Source organism: Amycolatopsis albidoflavus, from assembly GCF_039525725.1.
In the GTDB taxonomy this organism is placed as follows: Bacteria; Actinomycetota; Actinomycetes; order Mycobacteriales; family Pseudonocardiaceae; genus Amycolatopsis; species Amycolatopsis albidoflava.
Genome location: NZ_BAAAHV010000015.1, coordinates 151,514 through 170,162 on the forward strand (window position 1 = coordinate 151,514; position 18,649 = coordinate 170,162).

Genomic DNA, 18,649 nt, shown 5'->3' on the forward strand with positions numbered 1-18,649 from the left:
GCGAAAGCTCCTTTAGACAGTCTTTGAGACAGCGAGGTCAAGCAGATCGTGGCCGACGACGACCGGGCCGGAATAGTGCGGACGGACTCGCCGGAGCCAGCCCTCGTCGTCGAGGCGGGCGAGGTCGGCGGGGCCGAGATGCGACAGCGCGACCCGGCGAGCTCCGGCCGCCGCGGCGACCCGGCCGACGTCCGCCGGCGAGGTGTGCGAGGCGGCGAGGAAGTCCAGCAGTTTCGGCGAATAGCCGATGCTGCGGTAGAAATCGGGCTCCATCGCTTCGTGGACCAGCAAATCGGCGCCCGCGGCCAGCTCGCCGACCGCGTCGCTGCGGGCGGTGTCGCCGGAGAAGGCGACCACGCCGTGCTCGGTCTCGAACCGGTAGCCCAGCGCCAGATGCAGCGGCGGATGCGGGACGGCCCGAGCCGTCACGCGCACCCGATCGTCCTCGTGCACAACGGTTTCCCCGGCCACCGAGACGTCGGTGGCACGGATCAGGCCGGCCAGCCGCGGCCGGTCGCTGGTCCGCTGCCGCACCGCGACGTCCTGTCCGAACGCGGCGAGATTGCCCGCGATCAGCCCCGTCGTGCCCGCGGCGGGCGGGCCGGGGTCGGTCGGGTCCGGGCCGGGGCCGTAGACCGGAACCGGATCGACGACGCCCTGATTCGCCGGGCCCCAGCCGAGCAGGAAAAGCGTGAACAGCTCGGCGACGTGATCGGAATGCAGATGCGTCACGAACACCGCGGCCAGGTCGCGCAGGGACAGCCCGGCGGCGACGTACTTGCCGAGCGTCCCGTAACCCGCGTCGACCAGGTAGACGCGCCCGCCGACCACCACCGCGTTCGCGCAGCCCTGCCGGCCCGGCGCCGGGTACGGCCCGGCCGCCGTGCCGAGCAGGACCACGCGGAGCGGGTCCGTCACGGCGAAACCTCTTCGAGCGTGCGGCCCTTGGTCTCCTCGGCGAAGAACCCGGCGACCAGCGCGCCGACGAGGCAGATCCCGCCGAGCACCAGGAACACCGAGGCGAGTCCGCTGCCGCCGGCGTACAGCGCGCCGACCAGGATCGGGCCGAGGATCAGGCCGAACCGGTTCATCACGCCGCCGAGGCTGACACCCAGCGCGCGGCTGCGCGTCGGGTACAGCTCCGGCGTGTACAGGTACAGGCAGACGTTCACCGCGAAGTTGAACATCGCCGCGAGCGACGACCACACCAGCAGCTGCAACGGAGTCCCGGCGCCGAGCGCGCCCAGCACGACCAGCATCGCGGTCGTCCCGCCCAGGCCCGCGGCCAGCACGACCCGCCTGCCGAGCTTGTCCACGACCAGCGCGGCGATCAGGCAGCCGACCAGACCGGCGACCGACGTGGCCGTGCTGTACCAGAGCGCCTGGCCGATCGAGAGGTGGAACGAACCCTTGTACAGCGTCGGCAGCCACGAGGTGATGCCGTAGTTGGCGAGGTAGCCGACGAACCAGATCGTCCACACCATCAGCGTGCGCCGCCGGTAGCGGCCGGCGAACAGGTCGCGGAACGAGCCGCGCTTCGCGGGCGCCGCCGCCGGTGCCGCGGCGGCCTCGGCGGGCGGAGGCAGCGGACGGCCGAGGGATTCCTCGACCCGGCGCTCGATCAGCGCCATCGTCTGCTCGGCCTTCTCGGTGTGCCCGTGCGCGGCGAGCCAGCGCGGCGACTCCGGAATCCGCAGCTGCAGCAGCACCGCGGCGAGACCCGGGACGGCGGCCAGCGCGAACAGCGGACGCCAGCCCCAATGCGGGATGACCCAGGCCGCGACCAGCGCGCCGACCGCGAGACCGGCCGGGAAGACGATCTCGTACATCAGGACGAAGCGGCCGCGGCGGCGGGCCCGGCTGATCTCCGCGATGTACGCGGCCGCGGTCGGCACTTCCCCGCCGATCGCGAGACCCTGCACGAACCGCAGGATCAGGAACGGCAGCAGCGCGGTGCACAACGTCATCGCCAGGCTGCACAACGCCGTGACGGCGACGCACAGCGTGATCACCTTGACGCGGCCGATCCGGTCCGCGGCCCAGCCGGACGCCAGCGCGCCGAGCAGCATGCCGATGGAGCCGATGGTCAGCGTCGCGGTGCTGGACGCGGTCGTCATGTGCCATTCGCGGCCGATGACCGGCAGGGTGTAGGCGATCAGCAGCTGGTCGAACGCCTCGAAGAACGTGACGATGCCGATGATCAGGCGAATCGAGACCTGCCATCGCGACATCGGGAGCCGTTCCAGCCGGGCGGCGATGTCCCGCTGGGTCACCTCGGGGGTGGCGGCGATACTCATGGGCCCTCCTCGGAGCCGGAGCGTGCAATCGATCGTAGGGGGTTCAGGCGGCCGGAAATCAAGGCGGTGCTGGGCAGCTGCCGTCGCGGCCGGGCAGGGAGCGGGGTTCGCGCCCCAATGTGGCATTGGGTGCATGTGACGCACCGAATGCCACATTGGGTGCGTCTGACGCACCCAATGCCACATTGGGGCGGGCTTCGTCACGGACCTGAGGGCGTCGAGTCCGGCAGCGCGGCGTCCAGGAACCGGACCAGGTCGTCCGCGGCGGACGGTCCGGCGGGCAGCACGAGCCGATCGGGCGCATGCGGGTCGAATCCGGGCGTACCGGGCCAGGGTGGCGGCTCGGGTCCGAGAGCGGCGGCGAGGTCCATGCCGGCCAGTTCGGCGAGGTGGGCGGCGGAGCCGAAACCGGCGGCGGCCACGCGGTGGCGCGGCATTCCCAGCCGGGTGCCGAGGTAGTCGAGCGCGCCGGCGAGGTCGGCTTCGAGGTCGGAAAGCTCGAGCGCGGCGAACGCGGCCTCCGCTTTATCCGGACCGAAGGTGTGGCCGCCGGTCTCGTAGTAGAACAGCGGCGCGACGGTGACGTAACCGCAGCTCGCGAGCGTGCGGCAGGTGGTCTCGACGGGTTCGTCGAGACCGGCGGCCCCGTGCAGCACGAGCACCGCGCCGCGCACGCGGCCGGGCGGATGCCGCACCAGCAGCGGCGCGGACGTCCGCACCACCCGTCGGCGGCGGTTCGCGGGTCCGTGCCCGTGATGGTGGTGGACTTCGGCAGCTTCGATGATGCCTCCCACGGCTCAGCTCTCCGGAACCGGCACCGGCGGCACGAACGGCCGCGGCGTCGCGGGCAGGGCGGTCACGTCCACCTCGATGACGAACGGCCCCTGCTGAGCCACCGCCTTCGCCAGCGCGTCGGCGAACTGGCCCGGCTTCGACACCAGCTCGTGCGGCAGGTCCAGCGACTGCGCCATGCGCGCGAAGTCCGGCGTGTACAGGTCGACGCCGGCGCGCTGGCCGCGGTGGTGGTCCTGCATGTTGCGCAGCACGCCGTATCCGCCGTCGTTGAACACGACCAGCGCGAGCCACGGCCGTTCCTGCGCCAGCGTGCACAGTTCGCCGAGGTGCACCGCGAGGCCGCCGTCGCCGGCCATCACCAGGGTCGGCGCGTCCGGCGTCGCGAGCGCGGCCCCGATGCCGGTGGCGAGGCCCTGTCCGATGCCGCCGCCGACCGGGAACACGTTGGTGCGCGGGTCGTGGATGTCCAGCAGGCGGTTGCCCCACTGGCTGGACGGGATGGTGACGTCGCGGGCGATCACGGATTCGGCCGGGAGGCCGTCGCGCAGTGCGGCGCAGATCTCCGCGTACGGGCCGATCGCCTCGTTCAGCTTGTCCCGCACGGCTTTCCGGGTCGCGACGACGCGTTCGCGCCAGCCAGGCTCGGTGCCGGATTCCACAGTGGACAATGCGTTCAGCACCGCCGCCGCATCGCCTTGCACTCCGAGGGTGGCCGGGTAAACGCGGCCCAGCGCGTCGGCGTCGACGTCGATCTGCAGGTGCCGTTCGGGCAGCGCCAGGTGGTAGTGCTTGGTTTCGTTCGAGCGGAAGTGCGTGCCGACCGAGACGAGCAGATCGGCGTCGGCGAGCAGTTGGGCCGCCGACTCGTGTGCGGCGAAGTTGCCGACGACCAGTTCGTGGTTCTCCGGCACTGTGCCGCGACCGGAGTTGCTGGTGAACACCGCTGCACCGAGTCGTTCCGCGAGCGCGCGCACCTCGTCGCGCGCACCGGTCGCGCCTCCACCGAGCCAGAACACCGGACGGCGTGCGGCGGCAAGCAATTCTGCTGCTTCCGCAAGGGCGACGGCGTCGGGCGGCGGGATCGGGGTCGACTCAAGCGAGCCAGGACGGAATTCGTGTCGCGAGTATTGCAGGTCGATCGGCCACTCGACGCTGGCCGGACCGCTCGGCACCGACAGCGCGTGCCGAATCGCCGCGCGCAGGGTGTCCTCGGCGGTCTCGACCGACGTGATCGTGGCCGCGTGCTTGGAAATCGCGCTCAGCATGCCGATCTGGTCGCGCGTCTCGTGGATTACGCCGCGGCCGCTGCCGAGGAATTCGGAGTCGATCTGGCCGGTCACGTGCAGCACGCGACTGCCCGCGGTGAGCGCCTCCACCAGCGCGCCCGCCGCGTTGCCCGCGCCGGTACCGGTGCTGGTGATCGCGACGCCGAGGCCGCCGCTGGCCCGGGCGTACCCGTCGGCGGCGTTCACCGCGGCCGCTTCGTGCCGCACCGGCACGAACCGCAGATGCTGCGAAACCGCTTCCACCAGCGGCAGATTGTGCACACTCACCACGCCGAAGGCGGTGTCCACTCCGGCTTCGGACAGCAGGCGGACGAGAAGCTCGCCTCCGTGACCGTGATTCATGGGTCCGTCCCTTCTAGACATAACGAGCGATGCCGCCGCCGACGTCGATCGTCGCGCCGGTCACGTAGGAGGCACGCGGCGAAAGCAGCGTGACGATGGGGAAAGCGACCTCTTCGGCGGTGCCGAGCCGTCCCAGCGGGATTCCGCGATCCGCGGCCAGTTCGGCTGACCAGTCCACAAAGGACAACTCGCTGCCGGAGGCCTCGTACCGGCGTCGCCACTGTCCGGTGTCGACCAGACCGAGGCAGACGGAGTTGACCCGCACGCCGTCCTGAGCCAGTTCGGTCGCGAGTGTCGTGGAGAGATTGAGCAGCGCCGCCCTGGCCGCTGACGTCGCCGCCAACCGGGGTTCGGGCTGGCGGGCGAGGATCGCGTTCACGTTCACCACAGCGGGATTCGCCGCTTCGCGCAGCCACGGCAACGCAGCCCGGACGACGTGCAGCACCGAGAAGATCTTGAGCTGCAACTCTTCCCGCCACTGCTCGTCGGTCGTCTCGGCGAGCCGCGCCATCAGCGACCGGCCCGCGTTGTTCACGATCCCGGCCAGTCCGCCCAGCTCGCGGGCGGCGTCGGCGACGAAGGTTTCCACCTGCGCCTCGTCCAGCACGTCGCAGGACGCGGTGTACAGCCGGGCTCCGTCGGCGCGGGGCAGATCGGCGAGGGCCTTCTCCAGCCGGACGCCGTCGCGGGCGCAGGCGGCGACGTGCGCGCCCTCGGCCAGCAGCGCGGCGGCGGTCGCGAGCCCGACGCCGGAGCTGGCCCCGGTGACGAGCACCGCGCGGCCCTTCAATCCCAAATCCACGGGTTTTCCCTTCAGCTGCAGACGAATCCGCCGTCGACCACGAGGGTCTGGCCAGTGATGTAGGAGGCCGCGTCGGACAGCAGGAACGCCACCGAACCGACCACGTCCTCCGGCTGTTGCGGCCGGGACAGCGCACGATTCAGCGCATACAGGTCGTGCCGCTCCTGCGGAATGCCCGCGGTGGCTTCGACCTCGGTCAAACCAGGCGCGACCGCGTTGACGGTCACGCCGTCCGGGCCGCCGTCGCGGGCCATCGCGCGAGTCATCGCGATCACCGCGCCCTTGGAGGCCACATACTGGACCAATCGCGGCGAGCCGTACAGCGCGGCGTCGGAGGCGAGGTTCACGATGCGGCCGCCGGTCTGCGCGAGCTGCGGATACAGCGCGCGGGAGACCAGCCACGGGCCGCGAGCGTTGACGGTCATCAGCGTGTCCCACGCTTCGACGTCCAGCTCAGCGAAATGCTTGCCGCCCACGCCGTCCGCCATCGCCGCGTTGTTCACCAAGCCGTGCAACGGGCCGAGCTTCGCGACCGCGTCCGCCAAGGCCGCGACGGAATCCGGATCCGCGACATCCGTGTCGATCCGATGCACCTCAACGCCTTCCGCCTGCAACCGAGCGACGCCGTCCGCCGCGCGATCCGGAGATCGTTCGGCGACCACGACCCGACCGCCTTGACGGCCGATCTCGCGGGCAATCGCCCAGCCGAGACCGCGGCCCGCGCCGGTGACTACATACAGCCGGTCCTTCATCGCGCCACCACCGCGTCCACTTCGGACAGAAAGTCCAAGACCTCGGTGGAAAACCGGCGCGGGGACTCCTGATTCGCCGCGTGCCCGCCGGGGAGTATTTCCAGCCGCGCACCCGGGATCGACGCGGCCAGCCGTCGCGCCTCGGCGACACCGGTGACCTGGTCGTGCTCGCCCACGAGCACCAGCGTCGGCACCGAAATCCGGGACAGCCGCGGACCGTGATCCGTCTCGGCCATCGATTCCGCGGCGGAGGTGTACCCGGGCAGCCGGATGCCCGCCATGATGTCCTCGACCCGTTGCGCCACCGCGGGATCCGCACCGGGCGCGAGCAATCGAGGCGCGCGACGGCGGGCGAATTCCGCCGCTCCGACCCGGTTCAGCTCGCTCGGCCGGGCCCGCATCACCGCGGCCCGCTCGGAGTCGATGCCGGAGCCGCGCGTCGAATCGGCCAGCACCAGCGACCGCACGACCTCCGGGTACTCCAGCGCGACGCGGGTCGCGATCACGCCGCCCCACGACACGCCGACGAGGTGCGCGGGCACCGCGTCCAATGAGGTCAGCAGACGGCCGACGAGCGCGGCGTATCCGGCCATGCCCAACGGCTTTTCCGGGTCGGCCGAACCGCCGTAACCCGGTGCGTCCCAAGCCAGTACGCGGTGTTTCGGTGCCAGACCAGCGAGCTGCGCGTCGAACGAAGCGCTCGAACCGCCGATGCCGTGCAGCAACAGCACCGGGCTGCCGTCGCCAGCTGTCCGTACTTGCACACCGTCCACAATGGAAGTCATCGGAACACCGCCCTCGGCGTCGCCAAGGCTTCCAGCGCGGACAGCACCGCGTACGGCACAACCTGGCTAGATGTCGGTGTCTGCGGCGACGGCCGATTCTTGATCTCGAACCGGTACTCCCCCGCCGGGCCGACCGCGGTGATCACGTGCGAGGTCAGCGGCGCGGCCGGGTCAGCGATCACTGCCGCCTCCACGACGTCCCAATCCCGCACCGCCAACGCCACCGACGCGGCCACATTCGCCGACTTCGGGAACGCCGCGGTGATCTCTCGCGCAGGACCGCGCCGCAACTCGACCGGCGCGGTCGCCTGCCGCAACTCCTCCGCTTCCGCAGCCGACATCCACGGCTGGACCAGCGAAGACGCCTTCTTCGTCGTCTCGATGACCACCCGCTCGAACGACCCGAGCAACGCCGCCGACCGCAGCAGATCGAGTCCGCCGATCGCGCCAGTCGACAAATGGACCGCGCCCGGCCCGGCCGCGAGCAACTTCTCCAGCAACCCGTCCGCCGCCAGCGCGCCGACCGAAACCACCAGCAGGTCACAGCCCGCCGACAGCACCTGCGGCCCGGCGTCGGTCAACGCTCGCTGGCCCGCGGCCTCGACCACCAAGTCCGAAGTGGACAGCAGCTCCGGCAACGCGCACATCGGCAGCCCCGCCGGGGAAAGCGCCGGATCGACGACCCCGGCCAGCTCCGCGCCCGGCACCTTTCCGTCGCGCAGAGCTTCCGCGACGACCGACCCGATCGACCCCGCGCCCAGCACTCCTACCTTCACGACTGCCACCAAGCCGAGTAACCGGGGTCCGGCACGCCGCGCATGTGCGAGCGGACGTCCTTCGACGGCGGACCCGCGGTGCCCCACAGGTCCGACAGCTCCGGCGTGCGCCGCCACACCCGGCACAGCCACGCGTCTTCCTCGACCTGCGCGACCTCGGAGGTGTACTCGCAGACGAGCCCCGCCGGGTCGGCGAAGTAGCCGAAGGTGTTGCTGCCCGGACCGTGTCGGCCAGGACCCCACAGCGGCGTGACGCCGTTGTGCTTGAGCCGGCCGATACCGCGCATGAAGTGGTCGATCGAGTTCATCTCGTACGCGATGTGGTTCACCGACGCGAATTCGGCCTGGTTGAAGGCGATCACGTGGTGGTCGGCGTTGCAGCGCAGGAACGCCATCTGGTGCTCGGACCAGTCGGAGATCCGCATGCCCAGCACCCGCGTGTAGAACTCGCAGGCCGCGTCGATGTCGACCGTGTTGAGCACGACGTGCGCCAGCTTCCGCGGCACCGCGGCGCGCCCGTACGGATCGCCCGGGACGACCGCGTCGACCTCGGCGGACAGCTCCACCAGGCGGCCTTCCGGGTCGGCGAAGCGCAGGCCGTACCCGCCGCCGACCTGGTCGAGCTTGCCGGGTTCGGTGACCAGCGGGACACCGTGCGCGGCCAGCCGGGCGGCGGCCGCGTCGACCTCGCGCGGGGAGGCGAGCGCGAACGCGATCTTGCCCAGCGCGTTCTGGTCGGCCTGTTCGAGCTGGAGCACGTGGTGCTCGTCGCCGGAACCGCGCAGCCATACGGCGCCGCGGTCGGCTTCGACCTGCTGCAGCCCCCAGACTTCGCGGTAGAACTCGCCGGAATCGGCGCACTGCGTCGAACGCAGCGTCACCGCGCGCAGGGCGCGGAGCCGTGCGATGGGTTCGGCGGACATCGGGCCTCCTGAAACTTCAGCGGGTCGGGGCGGGCACGGGCGCGGCCGGAGCCGGTGCGGCGGGCGGAGCGGCGAGCGCGGCGGCTTGGCGGCGGGCTTCCGAACGCAGCAGTCGGCGCATCCGGACGAGCGCGATGTCGTGCTGGTACAGGTTTTCCCGGTCCCACGCGTCGAGTGGCATCGCTTCGGCCATCTCGCGGTCCTGCTCCAGCACCGCCCAGTGCCGGGCTTCGAGCCGGTTGCGGTAGAGGATGCGCCAACTGTCGCGTTCCCAGCCGGAAACCTTGCGACAGCGCCAAAAGAACGCCGCGTGCTGCGTCTCGTTGATCGCGCACAGCGCGGCGACGATGGTGAACGCGCCGCCCGGGCCGGCGGTGTCCGGGTACGGGATGTCGAGCGTGACCCACTGCGCGCCGGCGTCGGTGAGCTGCACCCAGTCGAAGTTCACGCCGCGCTGGTCGGTCTTCTCGAAGACGAATCCGTCGTCGATCGCGCGGATCTGGAAGACGGCCTCGCGCTTGCCGCCGAACATGGTGTGGCTGTTGCGGTGCAGGAACGCGCCGTGCATCGGGTCGAGCAGGTTGTCCAGGGAGTAGCCGTAGGGGGCGTCCCATTCGACGTAGCAGAGGAAGTTGTCCCACTCGCCGCCCGCGATCGGGTCCGGCACCTGCAGCGGCGTCGGTTCGGCGGACTCGTCCAGGCCGAACCAGGCGAACACCGCACCGGCGTGTTCCTGCGCGGGGAACGTCCGCAGCGCGGGACGACCCTCCAGCGCACAGCCCGGGCTGCCGGGCACCGACACGACGACGCCGTCGCCGTCCACCTGCACGCCGTGGTAGTTGCACGCGACCCGATCGCCCATGTGCACGCCCAGCGAAAGCCGCGCGCCGCGGTGCGGGCAGCGGTCTTCCTGAACGTGCACGATGCCGGCGGAGTCGCGCCAGAGCAGCAGCTGCTCACCGGCCCGTTCGATGCGGGTCAGCTCGCCGCGCTTGACGGTGCCGGACGGGCACAGCGGGTACCAGCGGTCGCGCAGGCCCAGTGCCAGCAGCTCTTCGGCGGTTTTGGTCGCCATCACGCCTCCCCTGCCAGCCGAGCGAGTTCGGCGGCGAACGTCTCTTCGGTCCAGTCGGCGCCGTCCGCCGGGCGCAGGCCGCCCGCGTTGAGCGCGGAGACCACGCCGGGCAGGTCGTGCACGCCCCGGCCGTAGACGGCTTCCAGCTCGTCGGCCAGCGCGTTCTCGTAGCTCGTCGGCGGGGCGGTGCGGCTTTGCACCGGCCGCAGCTGCAGCGGCATCGGACGTTCCCTTCGGTTCGTGGTGGTCAGGCCTCGTGCGCGGTTCTCACCGGGATCGCCGCGCCCGGGCCTCAAGCGGCGGCGGTCGGGGCGAGCGCGGCCTGCCCGGCGGCGGTGAGCACCGCGGGCACCCGCAGCCCCGGTCCGCGCGGAGCGGCCGGTTCGGGGGCGAGCAGCCCGGCCAGCTGGTGCCCGAGGGTCGGGTCGCAGCAGGCGAGGCCGTCGACGTAGAGGTGCGGTTCGCGGCTGCACGTCATTTCCACGTGCCCCGCGGCGGCGGCGCGCAGCACGGCGAGCTGCCGGTGGGTGTGTCCGGCCATGGCCGGCTCCTAAAGATCCAGAACGAGTTCGGCGGACCGGCACCGGGACACACACAGCATCATGGTTCCGGCGATCGCTTTCTCGTCGTCGTCGAGCACGAAATCGCGGTGGTCCGGCTCGCCGGAGAGCACCTTCGTTTCACAAGTCCCGCACACGCCCTCGCGGCACGAGGTGGGCACGGAAATCCCGGTGCGCCCCAAAGCGTCCACAATGGACTCGTCGGCGGCCACCGAAACCCGGGTACCGGAACCGGCGCACACGACGTCGAATCCCGTTCCCGGCGCGGCTGCCGGAGCCTCGGGGGCCCGGAAGCGTTCGACCCGCAAGGTCGCCGTTTCCGGCAACGCCGCCTCGACCGCGCGCAGCAGCGGTTCCGGGCCGCAGCAATGCACGACCGTGCCCGGCGCGAGCCCGGCCAGCCTCGCGGCCAGATCGGGCGGGCCGCCGTGCTCGTCGTCGGCGTGCACTTCCAGCCGGTCCCCGGCGAGCCCGGAAAGCTCGCCCAGGAAAGCCATCCCGCCGCGCGACCGTCCACAGTAGAGCATGGACCACGACGCGGACCCGTCGGCGAGTTTCCGCGCCATCGCGAGGATCGGGGTGACGCCGATGCCGCCGGCGATGAGCAGGTGCTCCGGAGCGTCGTGCAGTTCGAAGGTGTTGCGCGGGCCTTCGACGGGAATGACGCTCCCCGCGGTGAGCCGCTCGTGCACCCACGCACTGCCGCCGCGCGAGGATTCCTCCCGCAGCACCGCAACCGTCCACGCGCGGGTGTCGGCCGGGTCGCCGCAGAGGGAGTACTCGCGGACCAGCCCATTCGGCAGGTGCAGGGAAAGGTGCGCTCCCGGCTCCCAGCCGGGCAGCGGCTTTCCGTCCGGATCGCGCAGTTCCACCTGCGTGACCCGGTCGGCCAGCCACGTCGTCCGGTGCACCCGCAGCATCGTCGGCATCGCGGTCTCTTCTCAGCGGGTGACGCCGTGCATCGGCGAGGTGGGCGGGTAGGTCGGCAGCTGCGGCTTCTGCGCGCCGATGATCACGCAGAACAGCGCGTCGGTGTCGCCGGCGTTGCGCAGGCTGCGCGGCACTCCGGCGGGCACGCGGATCAGGTCGCGGTAGCCGAGGGTGCGGGTGGCGGTCTTGGTGCCGTCCTCGACGTCGTGCACGGTCACCTCCAGCGTGCCTTCGAGGACGAAGAACGCCTCTTCCACGTCGTGGTGGGTGTGCTCCGGGCCGATCGCGCCGACCGGAAGCCGCATGTTGGAGAAGGTGAAGTGCTCCGAGGGCAGCTGGCGGGCGTCGCCGTCGTGGTTGCCGGTCGCGCCGGAGCCGATGTAGCGGATCTGCGCGCGGCGGAACTCGTCGCCCTTCGCGGCGGCCTGGAAGCCGAGGGTGTCCCAGTCCTCGTACCGCGTCTCGCGAGCGGCGATGCACGAGTCGATGAGCTCCTCGAGGGGCTGGTGCTTGCTTTCGGTGGTGGTCATCGCGGGGCAACTCCTCCGGTGGTCCTCGGCGGGCTCGCCGCCGAATGCCTTAGGTCTAAGAGATTTACTGGTAAGGGTTGTACCCTGCGGGCTGTGATCCGCACAACCCCTTAGGCCTAAAATTCTTTCCGGCGCCCTCCCGGCGGCTCGCGGGCCGTGAAGGACCCCTCGAGGGAATCCGATTCCTTCAAGGAGCCCTTCACGGACCTTCGCCGGGCCAGGTCTTGACGAAATCTTAGGTCTAAGGTTTCCTCGGTCGCACCCCGTCACCCGCGCCGAGAGGACCTCGCCATGCAGCCCTTCCCCGTCCCGCCCGACGAAATCCCGGTCGGCGGCGGCTGGCAGCGCGGCGGCGGTCCCGCGTCCGCGTGCGTGGATCCCGCCGACGGTTCGACAGTCGCCTCGATCCACGCCGCCGACTCTTCCCAGGTCGACGCCGCCGCCCGCGCCGGCGCCGAAGCCGCCGCGGATCCGGCGTGGCGCGACCTGCTGCCGCACCAGCGCGCCCGCCTGCTCACGCGTGTCGCCGACGCGATCGAGGACCAATCCGAGCAGCTCGCGCTGCTGCAAACCCGCAACACCGGCAAGGCCCTCGGCGAGACCCGCGCGCTGGTCGCGAGCGCCGCCGGCACCTTCCGCTACTACGCGGCCGCGCTCGAAACCCTCGAAGGCGAACTCCCGCCGAGCCGCGGCGCGCACCTGACGATGAGCGTGCACGAACCGATCGGCGTCGTCGGCGCGATCACGCCGTGGAACTCGCCGATCGCCAGCGACGCCCAGAAAATCGCCCCCGCGCTGGCCGCCGGGAACGCCGTTCTGCTCAAACCGGCGGAAGCCACTCCCCTGGTTTCGCTGGCGCTGGCCCGTCTCATCCACGACGCCGGCGTCCCGCCCGCGCTGCTGTCCGTCCTGCCCGGCCCGGGCTCGGTCGTCGGCGACGCCCTCTCCCGCCATCCGCTGGTCGGCAAGCTCGCCTTCACCGGCGGCACGACCACCGGTCGCGTGCTGGGCCGCATCGCCGCGGACCGGATCATCCCGGTCACCATGGAGCTGGGCGGCAAATCCCCGACGATCGTCTGCGAGGATGCCGACGTCGAGGAGACCGTCGCCGGAATCCTGTATGGAATCTTCTCGTCGACCGGACAGAGCTGCATCGCCGGATCGCGGATCTTCCTGCCCCGCGAGCAGTACGACGCCTGGGCCGCCCGCCTGGTCGCGGCCGCTTCGGCACTGCGACTCGGCCCCGGAGTCGATCCGGCCACCCAGGTCGGACCGCTGGCGACCTTCGCGCACCGCGACAAGGTGGCCGCCATGGTCGACCGCGCCCGCGAAGAAGGCGCGAATGTCCTGTGTGGCGGCCAAATCCCTTCTGATGAACGTTTGTCGCGCGGCGCTTACTACGAACCCACCCTGCTCGACGGTCTCGCCCCGGACGCGAAGACGTGCCAGGAGGAAATCTTCGGCCCGGTCGGCGTCCTGCTGCCCTACGACGACGAGGAGGACCTGGTCGCCCAGGCCAACTCAACCGTCTACGGCCTGGCTTGCGGCATCTGGACCGCCGACTACCGCCGCGCGCTCCGTCTGGCCCGCCGCGTCGACGCCGGGACGGTGTGGATCAACACGTACAAGCAGTTCAGCATCTCGACGCCGTTCAGCGGCACCAAGGAAAGCGGCCTCGGCACGGACAAGGGCCGCACCGCGATCCGCAGCTACCAGCGGCAGAAGAGCCTGTACTTGAGCTTGGCGGACGAACCGATCCCGTGGGCGCGCGGCTGATCCGTCAGCAGGTGCGGACCTTGCTGGCCGGCGCTACGTACGGTTCGGCGACGTAGCCGGTGGTCCCGGTGGCGTTGTCGATCAGGGAGAAATACGCGTAGTTCCCGGTTTTCGGCGCGAGGCAACGCACCGTCGCGGGGTGGCTGCGCGCGGCTGACGGTCTTCTGCCTCGCGCTCCGCGCCCGCCGCGAGTGGAATATTCCCACCGACGACCTGGAACGGCTCATTCTCGCGTGCTATCGGCGCCGTCCGAAGAATTCTTCTCCGCACGACGAGCAGAATTGACACTGGGCCAACGCCTGGCCCTGGCGTGGCGCATCCTGGGAGGCAACGGCTTTCCTTACGCCACACTGCGCTGCTGGCTGGGGCGCCGGCCGATTGCCGCGATCCCTGTGCAGCTTCACTTCACGACCTGCGACCCCCGAGGCGGTCAGGCCCCTTCGATCCGTTCCGCCAGCTCGTCGCAGAACTCCCGCGCCGCCCGAAACTCCGGTTCGTCGCCGGTCGCCCGCTTCAACGCGCCTTCCAGGATCTTCAGCGCCTGGCGTTCGGCGCCGTGCGAATCCGCCTGCCTCGCGGCGTTCTCCATGGCTTTCGCGAGCTTGGTCCGCGCCTCGGGTTCTTTGGCGGCCTGGTTGATCCGGATCCAGTTGCCGCCCGGATCGACGACGGTGAACCCGGTGTAGCGGTCGTTGCGCAGCCGCGGCCGGGTCATCCGCGGGATGCCGGAGACGAGCAGTTTTCCGTGCACGGACCGCATTCCCGCCGCGAAGGCCTCGAACAGCTCGCCGGTGTCCGCCACGATGACGAGGCACGTGCTGTACGACTGCGCCGGGTCGTAGCCGTCCATCCCGAAAAAGTGCAGATTGAGGTCTTCCCGGCGCACCGCGAGGTGCGAGTACGGCCGGTCCTGCCGGGAGGTGACCTCGAAGCCGAGCATCTCGTAGAACGGCGCGACGTCGTCGATGGAGCGACAAGGCAGGAGCGGAATGGTCAATTCGTTAGCCATTGCCCGAACCTAAGCCCGGATCCGCCGAAACGACACGGAGCTATTTGCTTATGCGAACAGCCGGGCGGTCACGGTGCCCGGCGAAGCCGCGGCGGTGCGGTGGGGTGCGGCAGTGCGGCGGTGCGGCGGTGCGGCGGCGGTGCGGTGCGATGCGGCGGCGGTGCGGGGCGGGGCGGGGCGGGGCGGGGCGGGGCGGGGCGGCGGTGCTGTGCAGCTCGCCGTCAGCCGCCAACCGCCCTGGCAACATCAGCGACATCAGCGACATCAGCGACATCGCCGCAGCTTTCCACGCCCCAGCCGCCACCCTGGCGACACCAGCGACATCGCCGCAGCCTGCCGCGACCCCCGGCCGCCACCCAGTGCGAGCCCCCGAACTGCTCGCGCAACCCGAAGTTCAGTCGCCGAACTCAGCCTGGTCCAGCGATCGCTCCAACCGCCCCAGCAGTTTCGCCAGCTGCGCCCGTTCCGCCGCGGTCAGCCCGGCCAGCATGCGGTTCTCATTGGGAAAATGCTCGTGCACGACCTTGTCCGTGGCCGCGAGCCCTTCCTCGGTGAGGCCGATGAACACGACGCGCCGGTCGTCCTCGTCGCGTTCGCGGCGGACGAGCCCGGCCTGCACCAGCTTGTCGACCCGCTGCGTGATGCCGCCGGTGGTCAGAAGATTCGTGTCGGCGAGGTCGCCGGCCGTGCGCCGGTAAGGCGCGCCGCCCCGGCGGAGCGCGGCGAGGATCCCGAAGTCCGCGACCGTGATCCCGTGCCGGGCGAACACGCGCGTCAGCTGCCGCTGATACCGGTCGAACGAACGGTGCAACCGCCCGAACACCGCCAGCGGCGACGTGTCGACGTCCGGCGTCTCCGCGCGCCACTGCGCGAGCATCTCGTCGACCTCGTCCGGCTCGGTCCGCTTCGGCATCCGGCACCCCCGTGAATAGCTTTGCGCTAAGAATAGCATTACTAAGGTTTTCCGGGAGGGCTACGGTGACCGCATGGCAGTCAAGCGGATGGACAACGTCCTCATCGTCGTCGAGGACCTCGACGCGGTCATCGCGTTCTTCGTGGAACTAGGCTTGGAGCTGGAGGGCAAAGGCCCGCTCGACTGGAGCGGTGCGGAACGGGTGGTCGGACTGAAAGACGTCAAGCAAGACGTCGCCATGCTGCGCGTCCCGGACGGTCCCGGCCGGATCGAACTGGCGAAGTTCCACCAGCCGAAGGCCAACGCCCCGCAGCCGTGGAACGCTCCGGCGAACACCCTGGGCATCCGCCGGATGATGTTCGCGGTCGACGACCTCGAGGACACCCTCGCCCGCCTGCGCGCGCACGGGGCCGAACTAGTCGACGAAGTGGTGCAGTACGAGAACATCTACCTGCTGTGCTACGTCCGGGGACCGGAAAACATCGTCGTCGGGCTCGCCCAAGAACTGGGCTGAGACGCGGCGGAAGCGGTGCCGGGCGGAATTAATCCACAGTGGACACATCGCTCGGAGCGAACCGAGCAGCGAACCCGGCATCGCCGTCGCGCGGGCAGTGCCGATCGTTCGAGAGTGGACTGACGCTTCCGAGGAAACCTCCGCGGCGGCATTCCCCCGGTTCGCCTTCGGCTGAGCTGCTGTCTCATTCAGGACCGGTGGGCCTCCAGCGCTGCCTTGGCCTGCCGCATTTCGTCCTCGACGTCCGGCCGCAGCGTGCGGCGCAGAATCGGTTCCGCCAACCACTTCATCGGACCCTTGAACCCGCAGCGCAGCGTCCGCGTGACCGCGGTCTGCCCGCCCGAGGCGACGCACACCCAGCTGGCACTGAACTCGGACACGAGACGAGCCAGCCGATTCGCCGGAATTGGCGGCAGCCGCACGTCCACCCGTTCGCCCGGGGTCCGGCTCATCCGCGAAACAATCTTCGTCGCCGGACCGGGCAGCCCCGGAAGCTTGCTGCCGAACCGGAATTCAGTCACGTCCCCGTCGCGCCGCACCCAGTCGATCGCGCCGATCTTGCGGTCGACCGCGGCATAGGCACGGGGATCCATCACGAACTCGAGCACGCGGTCCGCCGGGCAGTTGATCGTCTCAGTCACCTGAACCTCGATCATACGAAAGAGAGTACTCTCTCACTATGGCGCGTTCAACTCCCGGAGTGACCCGGCAGAATCTGGTCGCGGCAGCCACCCGGCTGTTCTCCGAACAGGGTTTCGGCCAGACCTCGACCGCCGACATCCAGCGCGCCTGCGGGCTCAACCCGGGCTCCGGGGCGCTGTACAAGCACTTCCCGTCGAAGCGGGCGCTGCTGGAGGAAATCGTGCGGCAACACCTCGCGGGGGTCAGCGAGAGCAGCCGGCAAGCGGCCGCGCTTCCCGAAGCGCCGGACGAGGCACTGCCGGCAGTCGCGCGGCTGGTTTGGGACAGCATGCGCCGGGACCGTGCGGCGCTGCGCATTATTTTCCGGGAGCTGGAGCCGTTTCCGGACCTGCTGGAGCAAATGTGGCACGGCGTGCTCGGCTCGGTCTACACGGTCGCGACGGAGTGGATCGCGTCCGGTGTGCGGCGTGGGGAGTTTCAGGTCGAGGATCCCGAGTCCACCGCGTCGGTGTTGCTCGCTTCGCTGACGTACTACCCGATTCTCGAAGCGCTCGTGGGGCACACTCCGGGGGATGTGGGCGAGGAAGCGTTTCTGGCCGCGTGGACGTCGCAGGCACGGGTTTCTCTCGGGCTCAAGGCGCGATAACCGAGCGGATTCCGCCCGGGAGCATCGCCGCGATCGTCCGCGCTGCCGTCAACCCCAAGCGGCACCCGGAAGTTGCCGCTGCCGCCCAAAACCCGACATGACGGAACGCTGCGACGAACCGCCTCCACGCAGACGTACTCCCCCGCCGCGAGCGCCGCGCTCGGCGAACGGGGCGCCCTGCTGAAAACAAAGGCTTGACCTGGCCGCTGTTATCGCTAACATTGCCATGCTCGAACCCGCCGGCCCAAGGAGGTGCGGGGATGCCCATCGACGGGTCTTCAGCCAAACGTCAGCCGGGGCTTGCCGAGGTGGCGGCGATGGCCGGGGTTTCGCACATGACGGTCTCGCGGGTCGTCAACGACACCGGGCCTGTCCGCGCGGAGACGCGGGCGCGGGTGCTCGCCGCGGTGGAGCAGCTCGGGTATCGGCCCAACTCGGCGGCCCGGACGTTGGCGACCGGCAGGTCGAGCGTCCTCGGCGTAGTGGCGCTGGAGTCCAATTTGTACGGTCCGGCGAGCACGCTGTACGGGATCGAGCACGCCGCCCGCGAGGAGGGCTACGGGGTCACGATTTCCAGCGTCAGCCGTCCTCGGCGGTCGTCGTTCGCGGAGGCGGTGGACAATCTGCGGCGGCAGGCCGTCGGCGGGATCGTGGTGATCGCGCCGCACGTCGCGGCCGGCGAGGCGTTGCGGCAGGTGCCCGCGGACGTGCCGATGGTGGCGGTCGGCGGCGGCGAATCCGTTCCGGTGCCGGTGATTTCCGTCGACCAGTACGACGGGGCCCGCCGGGTGACCGAGCATCTGCTGTCGCTCGGGCACGAGACGGTGTGGCACGTCGCCGGACCGGAGGACTGGCTGGAATCGCTGGAGCGGGAACGCGGCTGGCGCGAAGCGCTCGAGCGGCGCGGCGCACCGGTGCCGCCGCCGTTGCGCGGGGACTGGAGTCCTCGTTCCGGCTACGACGCGGGCCGTCGCCTGGTCGCTGAAACACGACCCGACGCGGTGTTCGTCGCGAACGACCAGATGGCCTTGGGCGTGTTGCGCGCGTTCGCCGAAGCGGGCATCGCGGTGCCGGGACAGGTTCGCGTCGCCGGATTCGACGACGTGCCCGAGGCGGCGTACTTCAGCCCGCCGCTCACCACCGTCCGGCAGGATTTCATCGAGGTCGGGCGGCGGACTTTCCGGTTGCTCGTCGAACGCATGGAAGGCGGCGATCCCGGCATCCGGCACCTCGTCGCCCCCGATCTGATCGTCCGGGACAGCACCGGGCCTCGGTAAACAGCACGGCTACCCCCGG

The 18,649-nt window shown here is 70.6% G+C and carries 22 protein-coding genes; 4 read left to right on the plus strand and 18 right to left on the minus strand.

Features of this window, described 5'->3' with window-relative positions:
* Positions 1-12: 12 nt before the first annotated feature.
* The 14 genes from ABD156_RS25365 to ABD156_RS25430 all read right to left on the minus strand — a co-directional run bounded on the left by ABD156_RS25365 (position 13) and on the right by ABD156_RS25430 (position 11,853).
* Entirely contained in the window at positions 13-918 is a 906-nt protein-coding gene (locus ABD156_RS25365; RefSeq protein WP_344278562.1) for an MBL fold metallo-hydrolase, read from the minus strand.
* Positions 915-2,297 (minus strand): MFS transporter, encoded by a 1,383-nt coding sequence (locus ABD156_RS25370; RefSeq protein WP_344278565.1) that lies wholly within the window; start codon positions 2,295-2,297, stop codon positions 915-917. Before ABD156_RS25370 ends, ABD156_RS25365 begins: the two co-directional genes overlap by 4 nt.
* A 200-nt stretch (positions 2,298-2,497) precedes the next feature.
* A complete protein-coding gene (locus tag ABD156_RS25375) occupies positions 2,498-3,091 on the minus strand; it encodes a dienelactone hydrolase family protein (RefSeq protein ID WP_344278568.1) in 594 nt (197 codons plus the stop codon).
* A 3-nt stretch (positions 3,092-3,094) separates the two neighbouring features.
* Positions 3,095-4,720, minus strand: coding sequence for a thiamine pyrophosphate-binding protein (locus tag ABD156_RS25380; RefSeq protein ID WP_344278570.1), 1,626 nt, complete (start codon positions 4,718-4,720; stop codon positions 3,095-3,097).
* 13 nt (positions 4,721-4,733) lie between these two features.
* Complete coding sequence (locus tag ABD156_RS25385; RefSeq protein ID WP_344278572.1) at positions 4,734-5,522, minus strand: SDR family oxidoreductase; 789 nt, start codon at positions 5,520-5,522, stop codon at positions 4,734-4,736.
* 11 nt (positions 5,523-5,533) lie between these two features.
* Positions 5,534-6,274 (minus strand): 3-oxoacyl-ACP reductase family protein, encoded by a 741-nt coding sequence (locus ABD156_RS25390; RefSeq protein WP_344278575.1) that lies wholly within the window; start codon positions 6,272-6,274, stop codon positions 5,534-5,536.
* Positions 6,271-7,059, minus strand: coding sequence for an alpha/beta fold hydrolase (locus ABD156_RS25395; protein WP_344278578.1), 789 nt, complete (start codon positions 7,057-7,059; stop codon positions 6,271-6,273). Before ABD156_RS25395 ends, ABD156_RS25390 begins: the two co-directional genes overlap by 4 nt.
* The gene (locus ABD156_RS25400; RefSeq protein WP_344278581.1) at positions 7,056-7,844 is read right to left on the minus strand and encodes an aspartate dehydrogenase domain-containing protein; all 789 of its coding nucleotides are present in this window, start codon (positions 7,842-7,844) and stop codon (positions 7,056-7,058) included. The genes ABD156_RS25395 and ABD156_RS25400 overlap by 4 nt, the downstream gene beginning before the upstream one ends.
* Entirely contained in the window at positions 7,832-8,758 is a 927-nt protein-coding gene (locus ABD156_RS25405) for a VOC family protein (protein WP_344278584.1), read from the minus strand. The genes ABD156_RS25400 and ABD156_RS25405 overlap by 13 nt, the downstream gene beginning before the upstream one ends.
* Positions 8,759-8,774: 16 nt before the next feature.
* The gene (locus ABD156_RS25410) at positions 8,775-9,833 is read right to left on the minus strand and encodes a Rieske 2Fe-2S domain-containing protein (protein ID WP_344278587.1); all 1,059 of its coding nucleotides are present in this window, start codon (positions 9,831-9,833) and stop codon (positions 8,775-8,777) included.
* The gene (locus ABD156_RS25415; RefSeq protein WP_116204621.1) at positions 9,833-10,054 is read right to left on the minus strand and encodes a recombinase-like helix-turn-helix domain-containing protein; all 222 of its coding nucleotides are present in this window, start codon (positions 10,052-10,054) and stop codon (positions 9,833-9,835) included. Before ABD156_RS25415 ends, ABD156_RS25410 begins: the two co-directional genes overlap by 1 nt.
* A 71-nt stretch (positions 10,055-10,125) precedes the next feature.
* On the minus strand, positions 10,126-10,374 hold the full coding sequence (locus tag ABD156_RS25420; RefSeq protein ID WP_344278592.1) for a hypothetical protein: 249 nt from the start codon (positions 10,372-10,374) through the stop codon (positions 10,126-10,128).
* A 9-nt stretch (positions 10,375-10,383) separates the two neighbouring features.
* Positions 10,384-11,322 carry a PDR/VanB family oxidoreductase gene (locus ABD156_RS25425; RefSeq protein WP_344278595.1) on the minus strand — a complete coding sequence of 313 codons (939 nt, stop codon included), beginning with the start codon at positions 11,320-11,322 and terminating at the stop codon, positions 10,384-10,386.
* Between the two features lie 12 nt (positions 11,323-11,334).
* Entirely contained in the window at positions 11,335-11,853 is a 519-nt protein-coding gene (locus tag ABD156_RS25430) for a cupin domain-containing protein (protein ID WP_344278598.1), read from the minus strand.
* A 291-nt stretch (positions 11,854-12,144) separates the two neighbouring features.
* On the opposite strand from ABD156_RS25430, the gene ABD156_RS25435 reads away from it, so the two are divergent.
* Positions 12,145-13,629, plus strand: coding sequence for an aldehyde dehydrogenase family protein (locus ABD156_RS25435; protein ID WP_344278601.1), 1,485 nt, complete (start codon positions 12,145-12,147; stop codon positions 13,627-13,629).
* 4 nt (positions 13,630-13,633) lie between these two features.
* Here ABD156_RS25435 and ABD156_RS25440 read toward each other — a convergent pair whose 3' ends face one another.
* The 3 genes from ABD156_RS25440 to ABD156_RS25450 all read right to left on the minus strand — a co-directional run bounded on the left by ABD156_RS25440 (position 13,634) and on the right by ABD156_RS25450 (position 15,551).
* The gene (locus ABD156_RS25440; protein ID WP_344278603.1) at positions 13,634-13,759 is read right to left on the minus strand and encodes a hypothetical protein; all 126 of its coding nucleotides are present in this window, start codon (positions 13,757-13,759) and stop codon (positions 13,634-13,636) included.
* Between the two features lie 300 nt (positions 13,760-14,059).
* The gene (locus ABD156_RS25445; RefSeq protein ID WP_344278606.1) at positions 14,060-14,638 is read right to left on the minus strand and encodes a VOC family protein; all 579 of its coding nucleotides are present in this window, start codon (positions 14,636-14,638) and stop codon (positions 14,060-14,062) included.
* A gap of 394 nt (positions 14,639-15,032) precedes the next feature.
* Entirely contained in the window at positions 15,033-15,551 is a 519-nt protein-coding gene (locus ABD156_RS25450; RefSeq protein WP_116203116.1) for a MarR family winged helix-turn-helix transcriptional regulator, read from the minus strand.
* A gap of 73 nt (positions 15,552-15,624) precedes the next feature.
* Here ABD156_RS25450 and ABD156_RS25455 point away from each other — a divergent pair, with 73 nt between their 5' ends.
* Positions 15,625-16,065: a VOC family protein gene (locus ABD156_RS25455; RefSeq protein ID WP_344278611.1), complete on the plus strand. Its 441-nt coding sequence runs from the start codon at positions 15,625-15,627 to the stop codon at positions 16,063-16,065.
* Between the two features lie 188 nt (positions 16,066-16,253).
* Here ABD156_RS25455 and ABD156_RS25460 read toward each other — a convergent pair whose 3' ends face one another.
* Positions 16,254-16,721 (minus strand): SRPBCC family protein, encoded by a 468-nt coding sequence (locus ABD156_RS25460; protein WP_344278614.1) that lies wholly within the window; start codon positions 16,719-16,721, stop codon positions 16,254-16,256.
* Positions 16,722-16,744: 23 nt separating this feature from the next.
* On the opposite strand from ABD156_RS25460, the gene ABD156_RS25465 reads away from it, so the two are divergent.
* Together ABD156_RS25465 and ABD156_RS25470 are read left to right on the plus strand one after the other, a co-directional pair.
* Positions 16,745-17,353 (plus strand): TetR/AcrR family transcriptional regulator, encoded by a 609-nt coding sequence (locus ABD156_RS25465; RefSeq protein WP_344278616.1) that lies wholly within the window; start codon positions 16,745-16,747, stop codon positions 17,351-17,353.
* Positions 17,354-17,613: 260 nt separating this feature from the next.
* Positions 17,614-18,630 (plus strand): LacI family DNA-binding transcriptional regulator, encoded by a 1,017-nt coding sequence (locus tag ABD156_RS25470; RefSeq protein ID WP_344278617.1) that lies wholly within the window; start codon positions 17,614-17,616, stop codon positions 18,628-18,630.
* Positions 18,631-18,649: the final 19 nt, after the last annotated feature.